The sequence below is a fragment of the Mycobacterium sp. E183 genome (genome assembly GCF_001667735.1).
In the GTDB taxonomy this organism is placed as follows: Bacteria; Actinomycetota; Actinomycetes; order Mycobacteriales; family Mycobacteriaceae; genus Mycobacterium.
The window spans coordinates 37,334-57,217 of the sequence record NZ_LZJN01000110.1 but is presented as its reverse complement, the minus strand read 5'-3'; the positions used below and the strand labels follow the sequence as shown (position 1 = coordinate 57,217).

Below are 19,884 nucleotides of genomic sequence, written 5' to 3'. Positions count from 1 at the left end.
AGCGGTGCATGAAGTACACGCCCACCCAGATCGCCGGCGTGACGATCATTGACCTCGAGCCGCAACGCGACCATCGCGGCTTCTCGTCCCGTTCCTTTTGTGCCGACGAATTCGCCGACCGCGGGCTGAGTTTCGACGTCACCCAGACCAACATCTACTTCAACTACACCCGCGGCACCGTGCGGGGCCTGCACCATCGGGTGCCGCCCTACGCTCAGACCCAGGTGGTTCGCTGCACCCGCGGCGCGATCGCCGCCGTCGCGGTCGACATCCGCCCGGGGTCGCAGACCTACGGCGACCACGTCATGGTCGAGTTGAGCGCGGACAACTACCGGGCGCTGTTCCTGCCGCCGTTCGTCGCCCACGGCTTCCAAACGCTGATCGACAACACCGAAGTCAGCTATCAGGTCAGCGGGGAGCCCGCGCCGTCCGACGCCCAGGGATTCCATTGGAATGACCCGGAATTCGGGATCGTGTGGCCGCTGCCGGTCACCGTCATCTCCGAGCAGGACGCCAGTTGGCCATCGCGAACGCCGAGCTTCGCTTCGATCGAGAGTGCAGCGTCATGTCTAACCCGTTGATGACCCAGGAATTGGTGGACGTCGTGCACGCCGAACCCGGTCCGACCAAGCGGAAACCGGCCGGCATCACGTCATTGCCCAGCCGCCGCACCGGCGCTCTGCCGGCCACCGGGGCCGCGGCGCCCTCGCCCGGTGGCAGCGCGATCCGGCGCTGGCAGCACCAATATTCGCACCACCTGCGCATCAGCGACACGCTGATCGTCTGCGCCTCGGTGCTACTGGCGCAGTACGTCCGATTCGGCGAAATCGCCAACACCTCGGGTTACTCGGACGTCGCGATGACGATGCTGTCGTTTCTCTTCGCGGCGCTATGGCTGTCGTCGCTGGCGGTATTCCAAACGCGCTCACCGCGAGTCATCGGCGCCGGCATCGACGAGTACCGCCGGATCGGCAGCGCCTCGTTCTGGACGTTCGGAATCATCGCGATGGTCACCTTGCTCGCCAAGGTGGACCTGGCCCGCGGTTACCTTGCGATCGCGCTCCCCGTCGGGACCATGGGCCTGCTGGGGAGCCGCAGCCTGTGGCGCAAGCACATCCGGCAGATGCGCGCGAACGGTCAGTGCCAGACGACGGTGCTGGCGATCGGGGACCGCAAGGCGGTCTCTCACCTGGCCCACGAACTTTCCCGCAACCCGCTGGACGGATACCTCGTGGTAGGCGTTTGCATTCCAGGCTACGGGCCACCGCGCGGCAACACCATCACCCTCGGCGGACGCGCTGTGCCGATCCTCGGTGACGTCACCCACGCGGTGGCCGCCATCAACAGCTGCGGTGCGGACACCGTGGCGGTCACGCAGACGGACCACTTCGGGATGCACGGGATCCGAGAACTGATGTGGCAGCTGGAAACGATGGACGTCGACGTCGTGGTCTCACCGGGCGTGATGGACGTCGCGGAGGCCCGCCTGACCCTGCGCCCGACCGCGGGGATGCCGCTGTTGCACGTCGAGAAGCCGCAATACGAAGGGACGCAACGCTTTCAGAAGCAGGTGTTCGACTTCCTGTTCTCGCTGGCGGCCCTGATCGCGACGGCGCCCGTCCTCGTCGCGGCGGCCGTCGCCGTCAAGCTCACCAGCAAGGGCCCGGTGTTCTACCCATCCGAACGGATCGGCATCGACGGCAAGCCCTTCAGGATGCTGAAGTTCCGGACCATGGTCGACGGCGCCGACACCCAGATCGAGCACCTGTTGGCGCTGAACGAGAGCGCCGGCGGCATGCTGTTCAAGATGCGCGAGGACCCACGGGTCACCCCCGTCGGCAAGATCCTGCGCAGGTTCAGCATCGACGAGCTGCCCCAGTTCATCAACGTGCTCAAGGGTGACATGAGCGTCGTCGGCCCGCGCCCCCCGCTGCGCCGAGAGGTCGACAACTACGACGGTGACGTCAAGCGGCGACTGCTGGTGAAACCGGGGGTCAGCGGGCTGTGGCAAGTGAGCGGCCGATCGGACCTCTCCTGGGAGGAGTCGGTGCGGTTGGACCTGTCCTACGTGGACAACTGGTCGATGTCGGGTGACCTCATGATCATCGCCAAGACGGTTAAGGCCGTTCTCACCAGTCACGGCGCATACTAGGGAGTCATGACTGAGCCGACGACGCCCGAGGCGGTCGTCCCGTCGGTGCCGCTCTCCCGGATGGCTCACGCCTTCTCGATCCAACTGATCTGCCGCGCACTGGGAATGCTGGCCTCGGTGGTCTCCGTGGCGATGACCGCGCGGTACCTGGGTCCGGGCCGCTACGGCCAGCTCTCCATCGCGGTCGCGTTCGTGGGAATGTGGAACAGCTTCGCCGATCTCGGTGTCGCCACCGTGATCGTCCGCCGCGTCACCTCCGGCCGCGGCGACCTCGAACGTCTGGTGCGCGTCAACAGCGGACTGGCCCTGATCTACTGCGTTCCGCTCGCCGCACTGGCGGCCGGTTCCGGGTTGCTCGTCTATCACGACTACGACGTCCGGGTCATGCTCGTGGTGCTGTCCGGGGGCCTGCTGCTGCAGACCATGACCACCCGCTTCGAGCCGGTGTTTCTGGCCACCGTCCGGTTCTCCGCGGTGGCCATCTCCGACGTCACGGCCCGCACGGCCACCCTGGCCATGGTCGCGGTCCTGGTCTCCGCGCACTCGAACGTCATCTGGTTCGCGGTGGCACAGCTCATTCCGCCCGCCGTCCAGCTGGTTATCCAGGGCGCCGCGGCGATGCGGCACATCTCGGTGCGCCCGGTGTTCGCGCTGCGCGAGGCCGCCGATCTGTTGCGGGAAACCCTGCCCCTGATCGGATTCCTGGTTGTCGGAATCCTTTACACCCGCGCCGACGGTGTGATCTTGTCCTTGCTCAACACCCACTCCGAGGTGGGCGTGTACGGGCTCGCCTTGACGATCGCGTTCAACACCATCGTGGTGTCGCTGGTGTTCCTCAAGGCGACGCTGTCGACGGGCACCGAACTGTTCGCGCGGGACGTGGCGGCGTTCGCCGCCTTCCTGCGCCGCAGCGTCGAGCTCATGTATTTCGCGGCGGTCCCCGTCGCGGTGGTCGGAGCGCTGCTGGCCGGACCGTTGATCGCGTTCTTCGGCGACAAGGCGTTCGTCGCGCGGGGAACGCCGACGCTGGCATTGCTGTTCGTCGCGGCGGCGCTGCGGTTCGTCGGCGGCACTCTCGGCCAGGGTCTGGTCGCCAGCCACCACCAAAAGGTTCTGCTGTGGTTGACGGTCGCCACGCTGGTGGTCAACGTCTCGCTGAATCTGGTTCTCGACGGGCGGCTGGGCGCCGTCGGGCCCGGCATCGCGCTGGTGTGTACGGAATTCTTCAACATGCTGTTCAGCAGCTGGTGGCTGCACCGGCGGTGCGGTTACCGTACGCCGGTGATGTTCTTGCTGCGGGTGCTGATCCCGACGGCCGCCAGTGTCGCGGTGACACTGCTGCTTTCGGGTCAGCACGTCGCGCTGATCCTGCTCGCCGCCGCCGCGGCCTACCTGGCCACCAGCGCCGCGGTCGGCCCGCTCAAGTGGTCGTCGCTGGCGTCGTTGCGCAGCAAGCAGCTGGCGTGACCGGCCGCGTGAAGTCTCCACGGGTGCTGTGGCTTTCGCCATGGACACGGCCGGCGGTGCGCGTGCAGTCCGAAGCGCTGATCCGGCACGGGGCCGACGTGCTGCTCGTGACCTCTGACCGGCACCCGGAGTCAGACGCCGCCCGCGAGTACGAGGTGGTGCTCGAGCCGCGATTCCTGTCGGCCAAGACGTGGCCGCCGACGCTCAAGGCCTGGCGGCTCGTCCGCAAGTTCCGGCCGGACGTCGTGATCGCCGAACAGGTCCGTGATCCACGGTGGATTGCGCTGGCCGGAAGGACGCCACGCATCCAGGTGATCCACGACGATCGCCCCCATGACCCCGCGGAAGCGCTGCCCGCCTACGAACTCGCGGCGCTCGATCGCTGGGGCGCCCGCTCTGCGGCCACCATCGCCTACTGCGAATACGTCGCGCGCGCGGTCGCGACACGACGCGACGTGATCGGCACACCGGTGCACGTTGTACCGCTCGCCAGCGATCTCGATCTCGACCGCGTCCCTCCGTTCGTGGATGCCGAGGGGCGCCACGACTTTGTCATGTTCGGCCGGCTCAACCCCTATAAGAACGTGGACGTGGTGTTGCGGGCCTGGCAGTGCCACGTCGAAGGCGGCGGCTGGCGCGGCGACGACCTCATCCTGATCGGCGACGGAGCGCTGGACGCCGACAAGCTGCCCGCGCACACGCAGTGGCGTCGCGGCGGCTATCGCTACCGCGATGTCGTCACCACCCTGGCCGCCGCCAAGGGCTCGATCGCCCACTACCGGCGCGCCACTCAAAGCGGCGTGCAGGTCCTCTCAATGCAGTTGGGCGTCATGCCGATCGTTTCCACCGAGGGCGGGCCGCCCGAGTATCAACCCCCGGACTGCCCCCCGATCGGCGTCGACGACGTTGCCGGACTGGCGGCCGCTTTCGACGTCCTGGCCGACCCGGACACGGCGGCGCGGCACGGGGCCACCGCGGCGCGGCACTACGAGCGCCATTGCGCCGTCGACCTTGTCGCGGATCGCTTCCTGGAGGTCATCGACGAGGTGATGGGCCGTCGACGTTGACCGGGTACCGAACACACCTCGCGTATCCGGATGTATGGACGCGAGAGGGATAGAAACGTGAGCACGTATCTGGTCACCGGGGGTTGTGGATTCATCGGATCGGCGGTCGTCAACTCGTTGCTGGAGCGGGGCGCCGAGGTCTTCGTCATGGATGACCTCTCGCTCGGAAAGGACCACTGGCAGAAGGCACCCCGCAAGCCGACGCTGATCGTCCGCGACATCCTCGACGCCGACGCGTGCGACGAGGCATTCCGTGACATCAAGCCGCAGAACGTCATTCATCTTGCGGCGCAACACTTCGTCCCCTGGTGCGAGGAGCACGTCTACGAGGCGTACACCTTGAATGTGCATGGCACGTTGAACGTCCTGGAGTCGTCACGCCGGCACGGCGTCTCAGCCTTCTTCTTCGCATCTACCGGCGACGTCTACCATCCGAACTTCGTGCCCCACCGGGAAGTTGATCCGACCGGGCCGGTGTATGTCTACGGCCACACGAAATACCTGGCCGAGCAGCTGTGCATGCGCTATTTCGAGTCCACCGGATGTTTCCGCACGCTGGTGATCGGGCGGCTGTTCAACGCCGCCGGACCGCGCGAAACCAATCCGCACATGCTCGCCGAGGTCACCCGTCAGATCGCGCAGGAGGGCAAGCGCGAAGTGGAAGTCGGTAACCTCTGGCCACTGCGCGACTACGTTGACGTCGACTCGATGGGCGCCGTTATCGTCGACACCGTTTCGCGGATAGCGGGATTGGAGATCGTCAACATCGGATCCGGCAAGGCGATCGAGGTCCGCGAAGCGCTGGACATCATCGCGTCCGTCCTGCCGTTTCCCGTTGACTTCACCTCGGTGCCCGAGCGCCAGCGCCCCAACGACCGACCGTTCCTGTGCCCGGATACGCACCGGCTGCGCCGCACCATCGGCCGTGCGGCGGAGCCGTTCGGCCAAGCCACGGCGCGAAAGATCTTTGCCGAGTACCCGGGCATCGCGCTCGAAAGTGGCCGCGGTGCGCCCTGATTCCGTCCGCCCGCTGCGGGTCGCCCTGGTAGGCGACTACCCCACCGATGAAGGCGCGACCGTGCACAACGGGGTGCAGTCGGTGACGTACACGTTGGCGCATGCGCTGGCTGCCCGTCCCGACGTCGAGTGCCACGTCGTCAGTGCGATGAACGGTGTGACCACAACCTACCGGCGGGCCGGCGCCCTGCACGTTCACTACGTCAAGCGCCTGAACCTCCCCCGATTGGTCACACTGCGTGTCAACGACGTGCCGCGCCTGGCGGCGGTGATCCGTTCGATCAATCCCGATGTCGTGCATGGACAGGGCCAGGATCGCCACGCGCTCGGCGCGTTGGCGAGCGGGGCGCCGACGGTCATCACTCCGCACGGCGTGCTCTTCATCGAGAGCCGGTTACTGCAAAGAAACCGGTGGGACGCGTTGGGCGCCTTGAAGAAACGGGCTGTCGCGAACATGGAGCGGGAGGTGTTTCGCCGCGCCCGGGACATGATCATCATCTCGCCGTACCTGGCGCAGGTTTACGGGCCGATGCTGACGGCGCGCTGCCGGTTCATCGAGAACCCGATCCAAGACGACTTCTTCCGCATACGGCGCGCACCGGAGCCCGGCCGAATGTTGTTTGTCGGAACCCTGGTGCCGCGCAAGAGTGTGGACCATCTCGTGCGCGCGGTCGGCGAGGTCGCCAACGACCGTCGCGCCATTGCCGACCGGCCGTGGCGGGCGGGCCTGCAACTCAGGGTCGCCGGCCCCATTGCGGACCCGAGCAGCGAACACGAAGTCCGGCGGGCGATCGACGAATGCGGCCTGGGGGAACGGGTAAGGCTGCTCGGCCCCATCGGCCACGAAGAACTGCTCGATGAATACGCGCGGGCCCAGGTTCTCTTGCTGGGCTCGCGCGAAGAGACCACTCCGCAAGTCGTCGCTCAGGCCATGGCGTGTGGACTGCCGGTGATCGCCTCTCGCGTTGGCGGCATTCCGGACATGGTCGAGGACGGCAACACCGCGCTGCTGTTTCCGCATGGCGATGTCGCGGCCTGCGCCGGGCACATCCGCCGGATACTTGACGACGACGCCTTCAGAGCCGGCATCGAACAGCGGGTACGCGTCGAGGCTCAGCAGCGTTTCGACCCGGAATCGGTTGCCGAGCAGACCGTTAGCGCCTATCGGGAGGTCATCGCCCGAGATCGGCAGACCTGAAGTACTCGATCGTGAGTTTGACGCCTTGGCCGAATGGGACCACCGGACGCCAGTCGAGCCTCGACTCGGCGAGGGCGATGTCCGGCTTGCGCTTCTTCGGGTCGTCCTCGGGCAGGGCCCGGAAAACGATCGGAGAGGGCGATCCGGTCATCTCCTTGATGATGCGGGCGACCTCGAGGACGGTCAGCTCGTCCTGGCTACCGAGGTTGACGGGTCCGGTGAAGGACGCCTCGCTGGTCGCCATCTTCACCAGCCCGTCGATCAAATCGTCGACGTAGCAGAAGCTTCGGGTTTGGCTGCCATCGCCGAAGATGGTGATCGGTTCGCCGCGGAGCGCCTGCACGATGAATTGTGAGACGATCCGCCCATCCTCGGGATCCATCCTGGGGCCGTAGGTATTGAAGATCCGGACGACCTTGATCCGAGCGCCGAAGCGGCGCGCGTACTCGAGCATGAGTGTTTCGGCAACCCGCTTGCCCTCGTCGTAGCACGCGCGGGGGCCGAAGCAGTTGACGTTCCCCCAATAGCTTTCGGTCTGCGGATGCAAGGTGGGATCGCCATAGATCTCGCTGGTAGAGGCCTGCAGCATCGTCGCCTCTTTGGCGAGCGCCAGCTCGAGCACGTTCCTCGTGCCGAGGTAGTTGGTGTCGAGGGTGAACACGGGGTCGCGCTGGAATGCGAAGGGCGAGCCCGGGCATGCCATGTTGAAGACGAGGTCCAGCGGTCCCGCCACAGCAGCGGCGTCCAGCGGCCGCGTGACGTCGTGTTCGAAGAAGCTGAACCCCGGGTCACCCGAGAGGTGGGCGAGGTTTTCACGCCTGCCGGTATAAAAGTTGTCCAGGCCGAGAACCTCGACGCCGTCGCGGCGAAGGCGATCGCAGAGGTGGGATCCGAGGAATCCGGCGGCGCCGGTGACGAGGGCTCTCATCCACCCAGCCTAGTGGCGGCCCATGCCGTAGTAGTCGAAACCCTCGGCCCGCAACCGCCTGGGGTCATAGATGTTTCGACCGTCGAAGACGACATGACCCCGCATGGCCGACCTGACGCGCTGCCACGACGGCCGGTGGAACTGCTTCCACTCGGTGACCAGGACGAGCGCGTCGGCGCCCTCGACCGCCTCGTACATGTTCCCGGCGTATTCGATCGAATCGCCCAGCGCCTCTTTGGCTCGCACGCTCGCCTCCGGGTCGAAAGCCCGCACCGTCGCGCCGAGCTCGAGCAGTCGCCGCACGATCACCAGCGAGGCGGCCTCGCGCATGTCGTCGGTCTGCGGCTTGAAGCTCAGGCCCCACAGGCCGACCCGCAGGCCCGTCAGGTCACCCGCGGGCCGTCCGTCACCGAAGTGCGCGACGATTTTGGCGACCAGCGTTGCCTTCTGCTCCGTGTTGACCTGGTCGACGGCGCGCAGCAGCCGCATGTCCGTGCCCAGTCCCGCGGCGGTGTGGATCAGGGCCTGAACGTCTTTCGGCAGACAGGACCCGCCGTAGCCGACTCCCGGGAACAGGAATTCGTAGCCGATGCGCCGGTCCGCCCCGATGGCCTCCCGCACCGCGCTGATATCGGCCCCGGCCTTCTCGCAGAGGTTGGAGATCTCGTTGATGAACGAAATCTTGGTTGCCAGAAAGCAATTGGCCGCATACTTGGCCATCTCGGCGCTCTTGATGTCCATGACGATCAACGGATGGAAGGTGCGCAGGTACGGCTCGTAGAGCTCCCGCATGATCTCCACCGCGCGTTTGGAGTCGCTGCCGAGGATCACGCGGTCGGGCTTCATGAAGTCGGTGACCGCCGTGCCCTCCTTGAGGAACTCGGGATTGGACACCACGTCGAATTCCTGCGAGGCCGTGGCGGCGATGATCTCGCGGACCCGCTCGGCGGTGCCCACCGGGACGGTCGACTTGTCGACGACGACCTTGTAGCGATCCAGGTATGTCCCGATGTCGGCGGCCGCCGCGTGCACGTAGGACAGGTCGGCCTCGCCGCTTTCGCTCATCGGCGTCGCGACGGCGATGAAGACCACGTCGCCGTGTTCGATCGCCCTGCGCCGGTCGGTGGTGAAATCGATCGAGCCGTTCTCCCGGTTCCGGGCGATCAGCTCGGCGAGGCCGGGTTCGTAAATCGGAACCCCCCCGGCCAGAAGCTCGTCCACCTTCGCCTGGTCGATGTCGACACACACCACGTCGTTGCCGCTGTCGGCCAGGCAAGCGCCCGTGACGAGCCCGACGTACCCGCATCCGATGATCGAAATCTTCAAGACGACACCTTCGCTTCCCGATGATCGCCCAATCGTCCCGCACGCGAGCGGCCCACGCGCACTTTTTCAGCTAGCTTCTTTGACCGCTCGACATCAACCGGAATCGGCAGCCGGCCCCGGCACGCCACCGGCGCGGGACAGCGGGAATCTTTGTCCAAATGGGATTTTGGCGACAGCCCAGGTCGGATAGGGTGTGGTGCGTGCCTAACGCGGATGCCGAGCGCGACCCGACGCCATCGGCGCCAACCCGGCGGCTCCTCCATCGCGTCGGCGGCACGGCAAAAACGAAAGTCCGCCTGTCGCTGATGAAGGCCGGCCGTCGAGTGACGGCCAGCCGGCTGGCGAATCTGCGTTCAGTGCTCAGTTACCTCGAGCTCGGCCATTGGCTGGCGCACGATTTTTCGAATGCAACGGTAGATGTCGTCGCCGACCAATTTGCGTTGTTCGACCGGGCGCTGGCCAAGGTCCGCGGGCAACGGCCCCTGTACCTCGAATTCGGTGTGTTCGAGGGCGGCTCGATGCGGTGGTGGTCGCAGCACCTCCCGCATCCCGAAGCGAGGCTGATCGGTTTCGACAGCTTCGAAGGCCTGCCGCAGGACTGGCGGCCCGGCCTGGGAGCCGGCCACTTCGACGTCGGCGGCGAGCCGCCGAAGATCGACGATGCCCGCGTCTCGTTCGTCGTCGGCTGGTTCGACGACAGCCTCCCGAAGTTCGACGTCCCCGAGCACGACCAGTTGATCATCAACGTCGACTGCGACGTGTACTCCAGCGCTGCCACGGTGCTGAGTTGGGCGGAGCCGCTTCTCCAGCCCGGTACGTTGATCTACTTCGATGAGTTCCCCGACCGCGATCATGAGATGCGGGCATTCAGGGAACTCATGGCCCGTTCGCCACGGGAGTTCCGCCCGCTGGCCACGGCGCGTGGCCATCACTGGCTGTTTGAGGTCGTCAAGTGACTCCACCCGCGGCAGCTTCCGCTTTGGCTGTCCGCAAATAACTTGGGCGATACCCGGATTCAGCCCATGACCGACCACCCGCCGGCGATTCCGGGCCGCTCCGCTCGAGCGCCGATGAGCCGCTCCGCAAGCCGCACACCGAGCGCTATCCCGAGCAGCGTCGGGTTGGCCTGGCTCGACGTCGGCAGGACCGAGGTGCTCGCGACGTACAGCCCGCGCACCCCGTGCACCTGAAGGTCGGGGTTCACGACGCCGCCGTCGGCGGTCGCAGACATCCGGGTCGTGCCGGCCTGATGAAAGCCGGCGTAGCCCCGCATGAAATCGTGCACCGAGGCCTCGACGTCGTCGGCGAGCCACTCCACGTGTCCGACGCCGTGGCGGCGCAGCTGCTTGTCGATGAGGTCGATTGCCCTGCGCACACTTTCGTAGTCGGCGTCGGAGAAATGCATGTGGGTGCGTATCCGGCGCATGCCGAGGGCATCGCGTTCGTCGGTCAGCTCGATGCGGCTGTCCCAGTGCGGGAGATGCTCGCCGTGGTAGTGCAGCAGGTATCGATTGCCGGACCCCTTGACGAAGAAGCCCGGCGCCTTGCGGCCCCGGCGCAGGAACCGCGCGTAGGAGAACCGGACCGCGAATCGGATGGAACCGAACAGGTCTCGAACGATGTTGCGCAGGTGCGCGGCGACGCGCGGCGGGCCCGCGGTCTTGGTGTGGGCCTCGCGGATGGCCGCCGCGAGCAGGAAACGCCCCAGCGGGGAGATCAACGTCAGGTAGACACCCGACAGGATTCCGCTGCCGTGCGCGGGATCGCTGATCGGCGGATTCACCATCCAGACAGCGGCATTCGGCATCCCGAGTTCGCGTTGCAGCTGTGGAGTGAACGTGAAACGGCGTCGGACGTAGACGCCCTCGCGATCCCGCTCGTGTTCGTAGATGACGTCGTCGCTGGTGAAGTGCACGCGCGCGACCCGGGCCTCGACGTGGGACATGTACCAGCGCCCGAGGTGGCCGCCCGCGTTGCCCAGCCCGGCCGGATGATGACGATCCGACGCGAGCAGCAGGCGGGTGGCCTCCAGGCCGCCGGTGGCAAGGACGTAGTCCGCCGCAATGACTCTGCCCTCCCGTCCATCGAGCGTCTTGACGACGAGATGGTCGACGGCATCACCGGCTTCGGTGGTCACCACCTCGGTGCACGTGAGGCCGGTCCACACCGTCAGTCCGGGGGTGTCGCGCAACTCGGCGCGGTACTCGCGCCCGAAACGCGTTGGCAACGACCAGCGTTCGAGGTCGGTGGTGCACACCTGTTCATCGGGCAGCCCCACGACCAGGTCCCGCTGGGCCAGCTCCGGGATGCCCCGCGCATTGAATACCGCCTGCCCGCATCCCGCCCAGTCGCAGGCCCGCTGCAGGTAAGGCTCGACATCGTCGAACCCGATCGGCCAGGGCGACTGCGCGGTGATGGGCCGATTCTCGAAGTCGATGGCGTCGAACTTGACACATCGCCCGCCCCACAGCGCCGAGGTGCCGCCCAGCTGCCGGCGAACGGAGACCTCACTGCGTGAATGAAAGTAGTCGTCCTGGCGGGAGTCGAACGTCGCCAGCTCCTGTGCCGCGCGGTCCTTACGTTCCAGACCACTTTCGATCAGCGCCACCTCGACGCCGGCGGCCGCGAGCTCGAGCGCGGTAGCGATGCCAATCGGGCCGGCACCGACCACCACGACATCGGTTCGGATGGTCATATCGGGAGCGAACTGCGCCGGACCAACGATCACGCGGCGGGGCCCCGTCGCAACTGCCGGGCGAGATCTACGAAACGCCGCAGCAGCCCCGCGTCGGGCGGCGACGAGACGGCTTGCGCCGCGTCGGCAACCCGCCGCGGGTCGGTGCTGCTGTAGAGGATCGCGCGACAACCCGTGGCCGTGGCCGACGACGCCAAGATCAGCCTCGGCAACACACCGGGGGCCAGCGGGTCCATCTCGAGTGTTTCCCGCCAGCGTTCGGCCGTTCGGGCATCCGCCGACAGCGCCGCGGACAGCGTCGTGTACGTCCGGTTGAAGACCCCGAACACGAGATCAGCAGGTCGTGGCGGAGGACCGAGAAGGTCGCCGCGGACCTGGCTGACGCCCCGCGGTGCGAATGCACCGGCGAAATCCACCTCGAGGCCCTCGTCCTGGGACACACCCCAGGCGCGAATCTTGCCCGCCCGGTGGGCCCGTTCGAAGAACTCGCCGAGTTCCTCGCTGGCGACGGTGTCGAAAGGCCTTGGGCCGTGGACGAACAAGATGTCGACGTAGTCGACGCCCAGCGCCGCCAGGCTCAGGTCAAGGCTGCGGGTCGCGACCGCCGCGTCGTAGCGCCGCGGGGTCAGGTCCGGTTCCTGTTGCCGCTTGACCGCGCGGCGCAGCGCTGGGGCTTTGCGCAGCAACGCCCGAGCAGGCGCCTGGAAGCGGCCGAGACGCCGGGCCGCCCCGCCGACGTCGATGCCGAACTTGGTGGCCACCGTCACCGCGTCGCGATTCACGCTGCGCAGGAACACCCCCAGCTCGGACTCCGCCATGCCGAGGCCGTACATCCGCGCGGTGTCGAAGTGCGTGATGCCGTGCTCGACCGCGCTGCCCAGCACGGCCATCCGCTCCTTGCGGAACGGCGCCTGCATCAAACCCCCGCACCCGAAACCGACCGCGCTGACCTTCAGCGCCGGTCCGCTGAGCTCAATCTGCTCCAACGCCGAGGCTCTCGTAGATCCGGCGAAGCTCGGCGCCGATGACCTCCGGGCTGCGCGTCGCCGCGATGTGCGCCTGACCCTTGAGGCCGTCGCGCTCCGCCAGCTCCGGATCGCGGAGGTACCGGCCGATCGCCGCCGCCAACGCGGGCGGATCGTCAACGGGGACGAGCATTTTCGGGTCGGGAACGATGCCCGGCGTGCCGGAGACGGGGGTCGCGACGGCCGGGCGCGCGCCTGCCAGGGCCTCGGTCACGATCAGCGGCATCGCCTCGGCGCGCGACGGCAGCACCACCACCCGCGCGGACCGGATCAACTCGGGGATCGCGTCCGGATGCACCGCGGGTTCCACGGAGAAGCGCTCCAGCTGCGGGGGCGTGTAGTCGTCGATGGGCCCGACCACCCGGCACCGTCCTTCGATGCCCTCGTCGAGCAGCAGCTGCCACGCCGCCGCGAGCGTGTCGACCCCCTTGCGCAGGCCGATGGTCCCGGCGAAGAGCGCGACCGGCGGTGTCGTGCTTGCCCCGGGCGCGTCCCAGTCGATCGGTGCCGGGTTCACCGAGATGGTGCTCGGCACCCGTGGGGCCAGCTCCGCAACGGTGGCCCGCGCGTCCTGCGAGAACACGATCAGGTGGTCTGCGCGGCGCAGGGTGGCACCGATGTAGCGGCGGTGCCGAAGCGCTTCGTTGGCGACGTCGGCGCCCTGCAGCGTCGCGACAATCCGCAGGCCCCGCGCCTTGGCCAGGCGAATCAGCGATCCTTCGCGCAGCCACGCCCCGCCGTCTGAGATGTGGAAGTGCACGATCGTCGTGCGGGGCGCCCGGGCCAGCACGGCCGCCGCGCGCGCGGTCAGCACGAAGTTCTTCGCGTGGTGCCGCCCTTCCCACGTCGACAGGACGCGGATGTCGTCGGCGCCCATCTTGTGGTCCCGGATGACTCGAATCACGGTCTGCGTCCCGCCAAAGCTGTAGATGCCCGGCCCGACATGAATGACGGAGATCATCGCAGTCCGGAAATGAGATCGCACAGCGGCGCGTGGCGGGGATGGTCGAACAGGCAGCTATTTCGCATTCGGCTAACTCCCAAGGTGATTGGCCACGGCGTCAAAGTACACCGGTCGGCCGCTCGTCGTGCCCACTTCAGTGGGCTCCGGACGGTGCCGTGAGTACGGCCGCGTCGGGGTTGACCGCGGGGTTGGCGTCGCGCTCCCTGCCGCGCAAGCCGGCGAACCCCATCGCCGAACCGAGCGCGATGCCCAGCGCGAAGGCGTCCGATGGCATCTCGGGCAACGGCCAGACCCAGGATATTGCGAGGAGGCCGGCGCTGACCGCCACGCTGACCTTCGCCGCCGCGGTGCGGCAGCGCACCGCTTGGATCAACGGGATCAGTGCGAAGACGACGAACGCCGTCATCCCGACCGTGCCCGCCTTCGCCAGCCACCACAGATAGAAGTTGTGCGAGTAGGCGGGATAGAACTTCGCGGAAAACTCGTCGTCACCTTTCGGCGGCTGATACGCGTAACCCAGGCCATGGCCGAATACGGGCGCCTGAGCGATCGAGCGGTTCAGCAGGGAGTTCTCCCGCAGCCGCTCCAGCGCCGATTCGTCCACGGCGAGCGCGCTCGACGAAACCCCGCCGAGCACCCGCTCGTTGAAGGCGGTGAGCTGGTCGGCGAGCCACGCGCCGGCTTGCGAACCGTGCAGCAAGAACAGCAATCCCGGCACCGTCACCGCGATTACCGCCGCGAAGATCGCGGTGACGACGGCGGTCCGGCGCAGGGTTGGCACGCTCAGGCTGACCAACAGAGCCGCCCCCGCCGCGACGGCCATCGAGATAAGCGTGTTCCGGGAGAACGACAGCAGCGAAATGATCAGCGCGGGTGGGCCGAGGGTCAGCAGCGTGGCAGGCCTCAGGCAGCCGATGATGGCGGCGGCCACCAGCGCGCTCAGCGTCGCGGTGGCCGGGGATTGCGTGGTCAGGATGATCCGGACAGCTTGGTCGGCGCCGGTCGCGGCCCCCAGACTCTCGGCCCTGCCCGCCAGCCGGATGGCATGCAGCGAACTCACGACCGCCATGCCCGCCGAAAACCACAGGATGCCGGCCGTCACGCGGATCGACGACTTGATGTAGTCGCCGTACACCACCAACATCGCCAGCACGAAGCCCACGACGATCTCGAGCATGGACAGTGATTCGCGCAGCACGATGGTGGCGTCATGCCCGTTCTCGAATCCGGCCGCCGTCGACATCACGAGAACGACCAGGAACACGGAGGGCAGCCAGAAATCGGAGAATCGCGGTCGCACAATCGGAATCAGGTAGCCGATCGCCAGCATCGCGGCCAGCAGATACAAGTAGATGACCGCGGGGCCGACGACTTTGCCGACGTGCAGGCCCTGGGGCAGCGCCGCGAACGCCCCCACCAGCGCCACCCATACCATCGCCTCGGGTCTCACCCAATAGACGACCAGGCAGAAGGTTGCGGCGATCAGCATGATGCCCTCGGTGGTGAGTCGCACCGAGAGCACGCCGAACACGAAACATCCGAACAGGAACAGCGCCAGCGAGGCTGCGCTCATGGCCATGCGATGCCGACTGCGCAGGTAGAAGATCACGTCGAAGGACTGGCCTTCGAACGGTAGACCTGGGCGGCGGCCTTGCGGTGCAGCGACAGCCTCGCGTCGGTCAGGACCGTACCGACGATCTCCGCGTTGGCCGAGCGCAAAGTTGCCAACGCGTCCTTGAGTTCGTCGGTCGTGGTGCGTCCCGCCCGGACCACCAGCACCGTCGCCTGAACGGCGCCGGACAGCAGGACCGCGTCGGCCGTGGCCAGCACCGGCGGTCCGTCGACCACGATCCGGTCGAATCGCGACGACAATTCCCCCAGCACGGTGTCGAGCACTTCCGGCGGGTAAGCGGAGCAGGGCAAGGTCTCCCGGCGGGCCGCGCGTGACGCCAGGACGAACAGCCTCGGGAAGGGTGTCGGTTTGACGGCTTCGGCCGCGATCTCGGGGTTCGCCAGCGCGTTGGCCAAACCCTCCCCCGATTCGACCTTCAGCAAGCCGCCGATCACCGGCCGGCGGGTGTCGCCCTCGACCACCAGTACGTCGTCACCGACCTCGGCGAATGCCCGGGACAAGTTGAGGACCGTCGTCGTCGTCCCCTCCCCCCCGAACGGTGACGCCACCAGCAGCCGGCGCCCCTCGGGGCCGATCGCCCTGCGCACCCGGGTACGCATGTCCCGCACGGCGTCGTCGAACGTGACGTCGGTGCCGAACCGCGGAGCCCCGCCGCGCCGTCGCGGCAACTCGCCGAGCGTCGGCAGGCCCGACAGCTGTTCCAGCTTTTCGCGGGTGCGCACGGTGCGGTCGCTGGCCTCGCGGGTCAGCGCCACGGCCATGCCGAGAAGCAGGCCGGCGACCACGCCCATCGCCATGTTGCGTACCGGTGCCGGGGTAACCGCATGGTCGGGAACCTGAGGCGGTTCCACCACCCGCGCCCTCGCCACCGGGAGCGGCTTTCCGTTCTGCTCCTGCACGCCCGGGGTTTCCCGGGGCTGGCCCGGCGGCGTCGTCGCATCGGTGGGTTCGGGCCGGGGGCCCGCGGCGGGGCCATCCAGACGCGAAACCGTGCCCAGCGTCGGGATGATCGCGGCGAATTGGTCGGCCATCGCTCCCGCCAGCGCTGCCGCCCGCCTCGGGTCTGTGTCTTTGACCGTGATGGTGAACAGCTGCGATTTAGCGGTGTACTTCACCTGGGTTTGGGTCAGCAGGTCGTCGGCACTCATCGATAGCTGAAGTTGTTTGATCGCGCGGTCGGCCACCGTCCGGCCGCCGGCGATCTGGGCGTACGACGACAGCCGTTCCTGCGCCGTGAGGGTGCCGTTGTACAGCTCGGTCAGGTCGGTGGCCCCGGAGAACGAGATCAGGACGGTGGTCGACGACTGGTAATGCTTGGTCTGCAATGCGGTGATGGCCGCGGCGCCGATCGTGCACGCCAGCACCGCGGCGGCTGCCAGCTTCCAGTGCGCGACGAGAATCCGGACAAAGGTACGGAAATCCATCGACCAACGGCCTTTCTGAAAGCTTCGGCGGCGCGAAAGCATCCATCCGGTCGGTTATCGGATGGGCAAAAACATTGAACATTATTGAAGCATCGTCATGCGGTGTTTGCCCGAAAAGCGATTCTTCAAGGCGATCCGGGCGGCTCGAAATCCCGGCGGCGGCCGCCGCAGGCCGTCTTTCACGGTCGGGGGCCGGCCGTCAGCACATCGCGCGATATGTTGACCGTCGCCAGTGGGTAGCCGCCCGAGCCGTCACGGCCGTTGCGGGCCAACTGCATGGGCGGGTAATTCACCACGCGCGATGCGTCCGGCTTGTGCTGTTGCCATTCCACCGAGGCCCGCAGCGTGTAGTTGCCGGGGGCCAGGCCGGCCAGGTCGAGCTTGACCGACTCGGTCGACGACGCCGCAACGGGTTCATTGCCAGGGTTGCCGCCGGGGTCGTTGTGGACCAGCGTCTTCAGGTTGACGGTCGTCGGGAGCGTGCGGACCACCGCGCCCGAGAAGTTCACCAGCTGGTAGCGGGGAGCCCATTTCTCGATCGCGGCGGCAGAACCGTAGTTGGTCCAAGTCACGGCGATCGTCGCGACGCCGTCGTGAACTGGTTGCGGGCTCGGGCGCGCCTCGACCGAGTACCGATACCCGGCGGCGACGTTCGCCTGCGCCCACAGCAGGTACAGGGCGGGGTCCATCGGGGTCGTCGATTCAGCGTCCGCGAAGTCGCAACTCGAAGTCATCGCGACGTGATATTTGATGACGTCGTGTAAGGCCTTTTGGTAGTAGGACTGCGGCGAGGTGCCGTTCGGCAGCAGGCACCATTCGGTGATGACCGGCGCGGTGAGCAACCTGTCTTTCAGTTGGGCGATGACCGGATCCTTCTGCTGCACATAACGCGAGCCGTCCAATTCGACCCAGCCGGGCAACGGGGCGATCACCCCCAGGCAATCGGCCCGCACCCCCACCGGCGCTGCCACCTTCTTGGTGACTTCATCGGAGAGCATTTCGCGCACGATTTCCGGATTGAGCAGTGTCGTGATCAACTGCGTCCGCCGAAACGCGCTCACCGTCGCCGCCACCAGCTGCCTGATCGATGCGATCGTGATGCTCTGATCCCGGAACTGGCTGTAATAGCCCAGCTTCGCGACACTTTCCTCGGGCGAAGGACCGGGAGCGCCCAGCGTGTCGCGCAGATAGGCGATGTGGTTCTCGCTCCAATCCCCGTAGCCGGAGAACTCGAAAACGCTCAGCCGCTCGTCGCCGTCATACCGCCGCCCGAGCGCGGCGAGCAATTGTCCGAAGGCGTCGAGGTACTTGGGGTCGTTCCACTTCGGCACCACCTGCACGACCCCGGGCGTCCACCAATACCGTGCCGGTCCGGCGTAGTCGGTGGCGGCCGAGCGCATCCAGTCGGGGATCGCGATGTTGGTGTTGTTCGGGAACACCGTGTCACAGCAGGAGTGGTAGGCGACGATGCGAAGGGTCATCCGCATGTTTCTGCCGGCCAACTTGTTCAGCGCGTCATCGATCACGCTGAAGTCGAATTTCTGATCGTCCGGGGCGTCGGGGGGCAGCGTGCTGGGATCGGTGGGCTGTAACTGGCGCCAGGTGACACGCAGGCTGGCGTCGTCCGACGCGGGCCAGGCCGGGTACCGCTGCTGCGCGGGATTGGCTTGTGGGAACAGCGGGATCAGAAGATCTTCGTATTGGCCGCGCAGCGGATTCTGGACGTCCTGGACGGACAGCGGTATCGCGGGGCTGACTATCGCGGTCACCAGCTCGGGGTTTGCGCGGCCACCACACCCGTTCAACAAGAGCGTCGCGCAAATGGCGACCAGCAGTGTGGCCTTCCTCAACGCCCGGGCCGGGTCGGCGAACACGGACGTCGGCGAGGTCGGCATTCCGCACACCGAACGTGCGCCCTCCATCAGCTTCAAGGACTGACACCTCTCCGGTCGCTGGCGCTCTCCACCGCGAAGCGCACTGAAATCGGCAACGATGCAACGCTGCCCCACATCATCGGTCAATCATGCACATCTTCGATGCATATCCCGGCCACTGTTCAGTGGCGCCGGGGTGGGTGCGTTCCCGGACAGCACCCGGGCCAACCACTGGTGTTGGTATGGTCGCGCAATCCGCTGATCCCTCCGGGAATCGCTCAGGAGACCGCACGATGCCTTTGGTTCGATCGGCCACACGTCCGCTGGCGCCCGCGGTGAAGGCACTCGCGCCGCGTTTCTTCTGGCGGCGGAAATTCCGCATCCTGCAACGCCTTGGGCAGAGCCGGGCCGACATCCAGTTGGCGGTTTCGTTGTGCGACCCGAATCGGATCTCGCTGGACATCGGCGCCGACGTCGGACAATTCACGATCGCCATGCTGGCGTCGTCGCGGTCGGTGATCGCGTTCGAACCCCGGCCCGCGCAGGCTCGCGATCTGGCCGCGATGTTCGACGCCGCCGGCGTTCCCGTACGGGTGGAGGCGATCGCGCTTTCCGACACCGCCGGCGTCGGGACGATGAGAGTGGTCGAATCCGAGCCCGGCCGCAGCACGATCGACAACACCAACATCCTGAGCGACGTAGGCGACGGCGGGATCCGAAGCATCGAGGTCCCCATCAAGCGGCTCGACGATCTACGCCTGCACGACATCGGCATGATCAAGATCGATGTCGAGGGCCATGAACTCGCCGTATTGCGCGGCGCCACAGATACTCTCGCGCGGGACCGGCCCGCGATCATGGTGGAGGCCGAGCAACGGCATTACCCCAACGCGGTTGCCGAGATCACCGAGCTGTTGCGCCGCTCCGGCTACTCCGGGTATTTCGATCTCGATGGCGTTCGGCGGCCGATCGGCGATTTCGACCCGCGCGAGCACCAGGACCCAGCCAACGTCGGCGACCGGGAGAACGACTGGGCGCCGCGCGGCGTCTATGTCAACAACTTCGTCTTCATCCCTCGGGAAGAGTGAGCGGTGGGCGGCACGCCGCCGGCTCT

The 19,884-nt window shown here is 67.0% G+C and carries 16 protein-coding genes; 8 read left to right on the top strand and 8 right to left on the bottom strand.

Features of this window, described 5'->3' with window-relative positions:
* The first annotated feature begins 8 nt into the window (after positions 1–8).
* The 6 genes from A5691_RS11760 to A5691_RS11735 are packed head-to-tail and all read left to right on the top strand — an operon-like array spanning position 9 to position 6,901.
* On the top strand, positions 9–581 hold the full coding sequence (locus tag A5691_RS11760) for a dTDP-4-dehydrorhamnose 3,5-epimerase family protein (protein ID WP_067757471.1): 573 nt from the start codon (positions 9–11) through the stop codon (positions 579–581).
* A complete protein-coding gene (locus A5691_RS11755; RefSeq protein WP_156675782.1) occupies positions 581–2,152 on the top strand; it encodes a sugar transferase in 1,572 nt (523 codons plus the stop codon). Before A5691_RS11760 ends, A5691_RS11755 begins: the two co-directional genes overlap by 1 nt.
* A gap of 6 nt (positions 2,153–2,158) precedes the next feature.
* On the top strand, positions 2,159–3,619 hold the full coding sequence (locus A5691_RS11750; RefSeq protein WP_067888192.1) for an oligosaccharide flippase family protein: 1,461 nt from the start codon (positions 2,159–2,161) through the stop codon (positions 3,617–3,619).
* A gap of 23 nt (positions 3,620–3,642) precedes the next feature.
* Positions 3,643–4,686, top strand: coding sequence for a glycosyltransferase family 4 protein (locus tag A5691_RS11745; RefSeq protein WP_067757504.1), 1,044 nt, complete (start codon positions 3,643–3,645; stop codon positions 4,684–4,686).
* A 57-nt stretch (positions 4,687–4,743) separates the two neighbouring features.
* Entirely contained in the window at positions 4,744–5,703 is a 960-nt protein-coding gene (locus A5691_RS11740; RefSeq protein WP_067757482.1) for an NAD(P)-dependent oxidoreductase, read from the top strand.
* A complete protein-coding gene (locus A5691_RS11735; RefSeq protein WP_067888195.1) occupies positions 5,684–6,901 on the top strand; it encodes a glycosyltransferase family 4 protein in 1,218 nt (405 codons plus the stop codon). The genes A5691_RS11740 and A5691_RS11735 overlap by 20 nt, the downstream gene beginning before the upstream one ends.
* On the opposite strand, the gene A5691_RS11730 is transcribed toward A5691_RS11735, so the two are convergent.
* Both A5691_RS11730 and A5691_RS11725 read right to left on the bottom strand, forming a co-directional pair.
* Positions 6,876–7,829, bottom strand: coding sequence for a UDP-glucuronic acid decarboxylase family protein (locus tag A5691_RS11730; RefSeq protein ID WP_067888199.1), 954 nt, complete (start codon positions 7,827–7,829; stop codon positions 6,876–6,878). The two genes, A5691_RS11735 and A5691_RS11730, sit on opposite strands and share 26 nt — an antisense overlap.
* A 9-nt stretch (positions 7,830–7,838) precedes the next feature.
* Positions 7,839–9,155, bottom strand: a complete 1,317-nt coding sequence (locus A5691_RS11725) for a UDP-glucose/GDP-mannose dehydrogenase family protein (protein ID WP_067888203.1) — start codon at positions 9,153–9,155, stop codon at positions 7,839–7,841.
* A 200-nt stretch (positions 9,156–9,355) separates the two neighbouring features.
* Between A5691_RS11725 and A5691_RS11720 the strand changes: the two genes are divergently transcribed.
* A complete protein-coding gene (locus A5691_RS11720; protein ID WP_197508459.1) occupies positions 9,356–10,111 on the top strand; it encodes a class I SAM-dependent methyltransferase in 756 nt (251 codons plus the stop codon).
* A 59-nt stretch (positions 10,112–10,170) separates the two neighbouring features.
* Here the strand turns inward: A5691_RS11720 and A5691_RS11715 are convergent, their stop codons facing one another.
* The 6 genes from A5691_RS11715 to A5691_RS11690 all read right to left on the bottom strand — a co-directional run bounded on the left by A5691_RS11715 (position 10,171) and on the right by A5691_RS11690 (position 18,719).
* Positions 10,171–11,883 carry a GMC family oxidoreductase gene (locus tag A5691_RS11715; RefSeq protein WP_067888206.1) on the bottom strand — a complete coding sequence of 571 codons (1,713 nt, stop codon included), beginning with the start codon at positions 11,881–11,883 and terminating at the stop codon, positions 10,171–10,173.
* Entirely contained in the window at positions 11,880–12,806 is a 927-nt protein-coding gene (locus tag A5691_RS11710; protein WP_067757507.1) for an aldo/keto reductase, read from the bottom strand. Before A5691_RS11710 ends, A5691_RS11715 begins: the two co-directional genes overlap by 4 nt.
* Before the next feature lie 16 nt (positions 12,807–12,822).
* The gene (locus A5691_RS11705; RefSeq protein ID WP_067757497.1) at positions 12,823–13,836 is read right to left on the bottom strand and encodes a glycosyltransferase family 4 protein; all 1,014 of its coding nucleotides are present in this window, start codon (positions 13,834–13,836) and stop codon (positions 12,823–12,825) included.
* 136 nt (positions 13,837–13,972) lie between these two features.
* Entirely contained in the window at positions 13,973–15,418 is a 1,446-nt protein-coding gene (locus tag A5691_RS11700) for an O-antigen ligase family protein (protein ID WP_231982296.1), read from the bottom strand.
* A 26-nt stretch (positions 15,419–15,444) separates the two neighbouring features.
* On the bottom strand, positions 15,445–16,896 hold the full coding sequence (locus A5691_RS11695) for a polysaccharide biosynthesis tyrosine autokinase (protein WP_067758031.1): 1,452 nt from the start codon (positions 16,894–16,896) through the stop codon (positions 15,445–15,447).
* A gap of 179 nt (positions 16,897–17,075) precedes the next feature.
* On the bottom strand, positions 17,076–18,719 hold the full coding sequence (locus A5691_RS11690) for a hypothetical protein (protein WP_067758171.1): 1,644 nt from the start codon (positions 18,717–18,719) through the stop codon (positions 17,076–17,078).
* Between the two features lie 344 nt (positions 18,720–19,063).
* On the opposite strand from A5691_RS11690, the gene A5691_RS11685 reads away from it, so the two are divergent.
* Positions 19,064–19,858: an FkbM family methyltransferase gene (locus A5691_RS11685; RefSeq protein ID WP_067758034.1), complete on the top strand. Its 795-nt coding sequence runs from the start codon at positions 19,064–19,066 to the stop codon at positions 19,856–19,858.
* The last annotated feature ends 26 nt before the right edge of the window (positions 19,859–19,884 follow it).